This is a genomic window from Paenarthrobacter sp. NPDC090522 (genome assembly GCF_044769225.1).
In the GTDB taxonomy this organism is placed as follows: Bacteria; Actinomycetota; Actinomycetes; order Actinomycetales; family Micrococcaceae; genus Arthrobacter.
The window spans coordinates 352,624-359,487 of record NZ_JBIVXL010000004.1 but is presented as its reverse complement, the minus strand read 5'-3'; the positions used below and the strand labels follow the sequence as shown (position 1 = coordinate 359,487).

At 62.4% G+C, this 6,864-nt stretch carries 5 protein-coding genes; all 5 read left to right on the top strand.

The genetic code is table 11. The annotated features are described in order from the left end of the window. Positions 1 to 644: FG-GAP repeat domain-containing protein (locus ACIQT2_RS07275; RefSeq protein ID WP_402944971.1), on the top strand; the 644-nt coding region annotated here is incomplete at its 5' end. Positions 645 to 1,341: 697 nt separating this feature from the next. Further along, positions 1,342 to 2,763, top strand: a complete 1,422-nt coding sequence (locus ACIQT2_RS07270; RefSeq protein WP_402944968.1) for a hypothetical protein — start codon at positions 1,342 to 1,344, stop codon at positions 2,761 to 2,763. A 177-nt stretch (positions 2,764 to 2,940) separates the two neighbouring features. Further along, a complete protein-coding gene (locus ACIQT2_RS07265) occupies positions 2,941 to 3,825 on the top strand; it encodes an MBL fold metallo-hydrolase (RefSeq protein WP_400328664.1) in 885 nt (294 codons plus the stop codon). 197 nt (positions 3,826 to 4,022) lie between these two features. Further along, entirely contained in the window at positions 4,023 to 5,099 is a 1,077-nt protein-coding gene (locus ACIQT2_RS07260) for a hypothetical protein (protein ID WP_402944965.1), read from the top strand. Between the two features lie 98 nt (positions 5,100 to 5,197). Continuing rightward, positions 5,198 to 6,799 carry a cell wall anchor protein gene (locus ACIQT2_RS07255; protein WP_402944963.1) on the top strand — a complete coding sequence of 534 codons (1,602 nt, stop codon included), beginning with the start codon at positions 5,198 to 5,200 and terminating at the stop codon, positions 6,797 to 6,799. The last annotated feature ends 65 nt before the right edge of the window (positions 6,800 to 6,864 follow it).

Here is a 6,864-nt window from a genome sequence, read left to right as displayed (position 1 = left end):
AGCAAATCGGTTCGGGCTGGAATGTCATGACGTCCATCGAAGCCCCGGGCGATTTCAACGGAGACGGCAAGGCGGACGTCATTGCCCGCGATGGCAAAGGCGTTTTGTGGCTGTACCCCGGTAACGGCTCCGGCGGTTGGCTGACGGCCAAGCAAATCGGTTCGGGCTGGAATGTCATGACGTCCATCGAAGCCCCGGGCGATTTCAACGGAGACGGCAAGGCGGACGTCATTGCCCGCGATGGCAACGGTGTTTTGTGGCTGTACCCAGGTAACGGCTCAGGCGGTTGGCTGACGGCCAAGCAGGTAGGTTGGGGCTGGGGTGGCATGACCGCCATCGACGGTCCCGGTGACTTTGACGGCGACGGAAAAGCCGACGTCCTGGCGCGGACCTCCTCCGGAGGGCTGATGCTTTACCCGGGCAACGGTGCTGGCGGTTGGCTGGCAGCGAAGCAGATCGGTTGGGGCTGGGGCGGCATGACTGCGATCGAGGGTCCAGGTGACTTTGACGGTGATGGTCGAGTGGACATCCTTGCCCGCAACGGGGCCGGAGGCCTGGTTTTGTACCCAGGCAATGGTTCTGGAGGATTCCTCCCCGCCCGGCAAGTGGGGTCCGGCTGGAACGTCATGAGCATCATCTTGTAACCCAGTTCACAGGGCCTGGTTAGCGAGTTCCCGCTCATCACGCTTTGTCCAGACGCATCCATGAAGAGGCCACGATCGAGAGATCGTGGCCTCTTCATTTGATCTACGTCACTCTTCCGGATTTTTGCGCCACGATTCTTTGCCTTTACAGACGATTTCCTTGGTCAAGCTGCCCACAAGGGCGGTCCTCCGCACGGCGTAGCCCTTCAGGAGGATCCCCGTTGAGCCTTGTCCGGTTGGCGTACCAAGTAATCGACTGAAGGAAATCATGCTTAGAAGAATCGCCGCGGCCTTGGCTGCGACCACCATGCTTGCCGCGGGGGTGTTCGCAGCGCAACTGGCCATGCCAATTACCGCAAACGCGTCAGCCCCGCCAGCGGCTGCATCATCATTTGACGCCAAACCCTGCACCGGGCAAACGGACTATGAACCAAATCCTGACACCACGGTAACTGGGACAAACCTGGACGCCTACAACCAGGGATTGGTCGTGGAGTTGTACAACATCCACGGAGAGCCTCCTGGTGACAGCATCTCTACACTGCCGCCCCTATGTGGCGTGCGCTATGCATCCGAGGCCGAGGGTGGCCCGGTCGGCGGAGGTCCCGTAAGCGCTTGGATGTTCTGCACTGATTACGTTCTGCACTCTTGCTTCGACGGACGCGCCCTGGACGTGCATCCCGAAAAGAACGCGAACATGACCGACACTCAGCGTCGGGTCTTCGCTTACATCGTCCAGAACGGGTACCAGTTCAACGACGGATCCATCAACCGGTTCGTCACGGCGGACGGCGACGTTGATAACCGCTTCAGTCTGCAGCAGTTGGCATGGTGCGTCAAAGACTACAACGACCTGGGGGCTCGCGTTCAGAAAGCGTGTGACAACGGTGGGTTGAGCCCGGACAAGATCGACCAGACATTCGCGTTCCTCACGCAGCCGTACGTTCCGGCACTGACCATCACCCCCGCAGCTCAGACGATGACGGCTGGCCAGCAGGCGCAGGTCACGCTATCCACGAATGTGGCGCAGACGCCCATTGAGCTGACAACCAACGGAACCATTGAGCTCTGCGCTGGCGAGTCTGATGCGAATCTCAGTGGCAATATGCTCACCGTCAACACCCCGTCGTCGCCCGGCAGCACGGTTGATGTGGACCTTTGTACGACGAGCACAGTGTCTGGAACCGTCGACATTTCCGCGTCAGTTATTCCGGCGACGGAAGACAGTCTGAACTGGTACCACAATGGAGACTCGGACTGCCAGGTATTCGCCGTATTTGCGCGCGTAGACGCACAAACCATCAGTGCGTCCGCCGAAATTGCCTATGATGTGCCCCCTACGCCGACTCCGTCTGAGACGCCTACGCCGTCGGTAACCCCGTCGCCGTCGGAGACCCCGTCGCCGTCGGAGACCCCGTCGCCGTCGGAGACCCCGTCCCCGTCTGAGACGCCTACGCCGTCGGAGACGCCGAGCCCGTCTGAGACGCCGACCCCGTCTGAGACGCCTACGCCGTCGGAAACTCCGTCGGAGACCCCGTCGCCGTCGGAGACGCCGAGCCCGTCGGAAACCCCGACCCCGTCTGAGACGCCTACGCCGTCGGAAACTCCGTCGGAGACCCCGTCGCCGTCTGAGGCGCCGAGCCCGTCGGAGACCCCGTCGCCGTCGGAGACGCCGAGCCCGTCGGAGACCCCGTCGCCGTCGGAGACGCCGAGCCCGTCGGAGACCCCGTCGCCGTCGGAGACCCCGTCCCCGTGCGAGACGCCGAGCCCGTCTGAAGCGGCATCGCCGAGCCCGTCGGCGACTGCGTCTCCCGGCGAGACGCCTGAACCGTGCGTGACGCCTTCGCCGAGCAACCCGGTGATTGCTCCTCCCACAACGGGTACGCCGACTACGGACGCCCCGGTCACTGGTTCCCCCGTAACTGGCGGTCCAGAAACGGAAACTCCGGCTACCAGTGCTCCGGCAACCGATGCACCCACGACAGATGCTCCGGGTGGCGACCTCGCCTCCACCGGCTCGCACCTGACTCCGTACATCGCAGCCGCAGCAGCGCTCCTGGTCTTCGGCATCATTTTGATGATGATCACCCGCAGGAGAGCGGCCTCCCGGCAACACTAATCACCTGTCAGTCGATTAGTTCTGCCTGAACGTGTGGCCCGGAAGCAACAGCTTCCGGGCCACACGTTTCCCTCGGACAAGGGCATCGCCACGGTACTCGTTCCGCTACCTCCCAGCTTCCCGTGGGTAGAATCGAGGCCTGAACATCGCCGGATTGCACTGGATACGGAGAACTCATTGTCTGCATGGCTAGAACTTGGTCCGGACCACTACGTCCTTGAAACCGAGGGTTCCTTACTCAACACCGGACTTGTAGTGGGCACTGAGCTCGCCATGGTAATCGACACTGGTTGCGGTCCGCGCCAAGGTCGCGAGATCCTCGCTGCGGTCCGGGAGAAAACCCAGCTTCCGCTGGTGGTGGTGAACACCCACGCGCACTACGACCACTTCTTCGGAAACGCTGTCTTCGCGGACGACGGCGTCACAGAGTTTTGGGCGCACGCCAACTGCGCCGAAACCATCGAGAAGGACGGTGACCTGCAGCGTCGCTTCGTCACCACCAACGAGCCGGAGATGGCAGCGGGGGAGGGCGACGCCGTCGAAATCGTTGTCCCTAATGCGATCGTGCGCGATCAGCCGGTTCTCGTAGACCTGGGCGGCGTCACTGCTACCTTGTTCTACTTGGGCCGTGCGCATACGGACGGTGACCTCCTGGTGGGTACCAACTCCACGCTGTTCGTTGGTGACTTGGTTGAACAGGGAGCACATCCTTCCTTCGAAGACTCGTACCCCGAGGAGTGGGCAGACGTTCTCCGCCACATCTCGGCTCTGCGCCACCGGTACGAGCACCTTGTTCCCGGCCACGGCAAACCTGCCAGCGACGAATTCGTCAAGACCATGGCGAACACCATGACCACGGCCGTCCGGCAAGCCACGCAGTCTATTCGCGATATGCCGGCGGATGCCACGAAGGCCATCCCCGTACTGCCCTACGGGCCGGAGCAATCGCGCTGGTTCATCAAGCGGCTGCAGGAGACGCAGGCGCAGCAAGGCAAGACTGCGGGCGCGTCCTTGGGCGTGCCGGACTTTGGACCCGAGAAGACGGGCTTCTACCCCTCATAAAACAAAGGGTCCTTATAGAAAGTTCATCTCGACCCCTCCGAACCATGGACTATTGCGTTAGCCCAGTCCTAGGATGAAAGCGACCATCGGTTTGCGACTACCTGGGGGGTGTCGAGATGTAGGCCATACGCGTGTTTCCGCGCGGTACTCGGACTCTCCGCTCCGTCATGATCGCAGGGGCCGGCACCGCAGTTTGGATGGCTCTCTCGGCGGCCGCCGCCAACGCAGATTCCGGCAACCAGGACAACCACTCGTTGCTTGGTGGGATAACAAGTTCTGTTGCTTCCACCAGCGGTTCGCTGACGGCCCAGACCAATTCGACGCTGGGTGCTACAACCGAGGCTGTTAAGGAAACCCGAGCCACCGTTACGAAAGTCGTGGCGCCGAAGGCTCCCGCCGGCACTGTTCAGATTCCGTTGCCGGCGATTCCGCTTCCTGCGCCAATCAAAGCGATCGTGCCCACATCGACCGTCACGGTGGATGTTCCGGCGGTTACACCGGTTATCCAGCAAGTTGCAGCTTCCACTGACAAGGTTGTATCCACAGTCCCGGTTGTTGCTGAGGTTGCTCCAAGCGGCACCGTGGGCGGAGTCGTGGACGCAATCGCGACGCCGGTTGCTGAAACTGTGGACCACACAGTCGAGACGGTAATCCCTCCGGTGAACGAAGCTATTGAGCCCGTCGCCTTGGAACCCGTCACCAACATCACCAAGCCGATCGTGCAGCCAATCGTCGATATCGTCGACCCCCTCCTTCCTCCGGTGAACGGAGCGGTGCCTCCCGTAGCAGGGCCGGGCCCGGCAGTGCCATCACTGCCTGGGGGAGGAAGCCCCGTAGTCCCGGCAAAACCGGACGCAGGCATATCGCCGCCATCCGCCGTCGTGAGCTTGCCTGAAGCGGCCACTCCTGCTGCGTCGGTGGAGAAGGCAAAAGAATCCTGGACTGCTGCGGAGGTTACTTCCGCGTTTCTGCCTTCCAGGCTTTTGCAACTGAAAGCGGCTCAACCAGGCCGCACCGTGGGCACCGGTGCGGGTACCACCACCAACACGGATGACGAGACACCCCTGGAACTTCCGGGTGACCCAGAGGGCGCCCCGCTGAATTCGACCGGAAGCGGATCCGGAAGCTCACAGAACGGTCCTCCTAGCCCCGCGGCTGCCTACTTGGGCGGCGAAGTAGACATTCCTTCAGGCTCCATCTCTGGCCTCGCATCGGTCAGCACTGAACAACATCCAAAGCCGGTTTCATTCGATCCCGGCTCATCTCCTGATTAATTTCCCAACCTCGCCGCAACACCATCTGCGGCAGACGGTCATTGGACGCTCCGTACCCCGGACGTCACTGGGAACAAGACCTTCAGGAGAAGATCATCATGAATTCGACAGTACGCAAGTGCCTTCTCGGCACATGCTTTGCCGGTGGGCTGCTTGCCCTCGGCGCGACGGCGGCCAATGCCGCAGACACCACCAGCGGTAAGGACGGACTGTTGTCCGGGACGCAAGTGGTGGCACCAGTAACAGCACCAGTCACCCTCGGCTCCACATCGCTGGGCGTCTTGGGAGACTCTGCCGCAAGTTCAACGGCGCCCGCGGCCACCCCGGCCGCAGCTCGGCCGACTACCTCCGGTACCAGCGGCTCAAACGCCGTCGGGTCCGGAACGCAAGTAGTCGCACCGGTTTCGGCGCCGATAAACCTGGGCTCGTCCTCAGTGGGTCTGCTGGGGGGCTCCACTGCGACGGGCCCAGCCAATTCTGCCGCACCGGCTGCACCTTCACCGGCAGCTCCTGCGGCAAATACCAGTGGGTCGGGCGGAGCAGCGTCCGGTACCCAAGTAGTTGCACCGGTGACAGTCCCCGTGACTGTCGGTTCCACATCGGCGGGTCTGTTGGGGGACTCATCGGCGTCATCCGCACCAGCTGCAATTACGACTGCGCCGGCCCAACAGCCCGCGCAGGCAACAACGTCGGGGGGAGACAGTATCGCATCCGGCGCTCAGGTAGTGGCTCCGATTTCGGTCCCTGTTAACATCGGAGCCACTGCCGCGGGAATTGGGGGAGATTCCACCTCCACGTCCGCGGCTCCCGCTGCCACCGGTTCGGGTGCTGCGGCTCCGGCTGCTGTTGCTTCGGGTTCGGATGGTGTTGCGTCTGGTACCCAGGTTGTTGCTCCAATTACGGCCCCGGTGAATGTAGGTGCTGTTTCGGCAGGTGTGCTCGGTGATTCGGCGGCGGCGACGGGCTCGACTGCTGCCACCGGTTCGGGTGCTGCGGCTCCGGCTGCTGGTACTTCGGGATCGGATGGTGTTGCGTCTGGTACCCAGGTTGTTGCTCCGATTACGGCTCCGGTGAATGTGGGTGCCGTTTCGGCCGGTGTGCTCGGTGATTCCGTCGCCACGACTCCCGGTACTTCCACGGGTACTGGTACTACAGGCACACCCACTGGCGGAGCGACGTCCGGCGAGGGAGGAGTTCTCTCCGGAACTCAATTGATCATTCCTATTGCAGCTCCGGTCACGATCGGTTCGACTTCCGTCGGCATCGGCGGAGGTTCCGTGGGCACGGTTACCCCTCCGGTTGTGAACCCGCCGGTGGTGAATCCTCCGGTTGTGAACCCGCCGGTGGTGAATCCTCCGGTGGTGAATCCTCCGGTGGTGAATCCTCCGGTGGTGAATCCTCCGGTTGTGAACCCTCCTGTAGTGAACCCGCCGGTGGTAAGCCCTCCCATGACCGGTGGACCAAGCACAGGCGGAGCGACTGCCGGATTCAGTGCTAACCAGTCCAGCGGCGTCGAAGTTGCCATGAGCGGCACCCAGAGCGCGATGGCAGCGGGAGCTGCTGCCACGGTCAACAGCTCAGCAGCCCTGGCAAGTACGGGACTGAATCAGAGCTTCCTGCTCTGGGCAGTCGGACTGGTCCTCCTGGGCCTGGTCCTTGCGGCCAGCAGTCGACGCAAGGCAGTTGCAACCCGCAGCTAGAAACGAGGTGCAACCCGGCTGTTGTTGCGGTCCGTTCTCCGGAACCGCAACAACAGCCGGGGAGA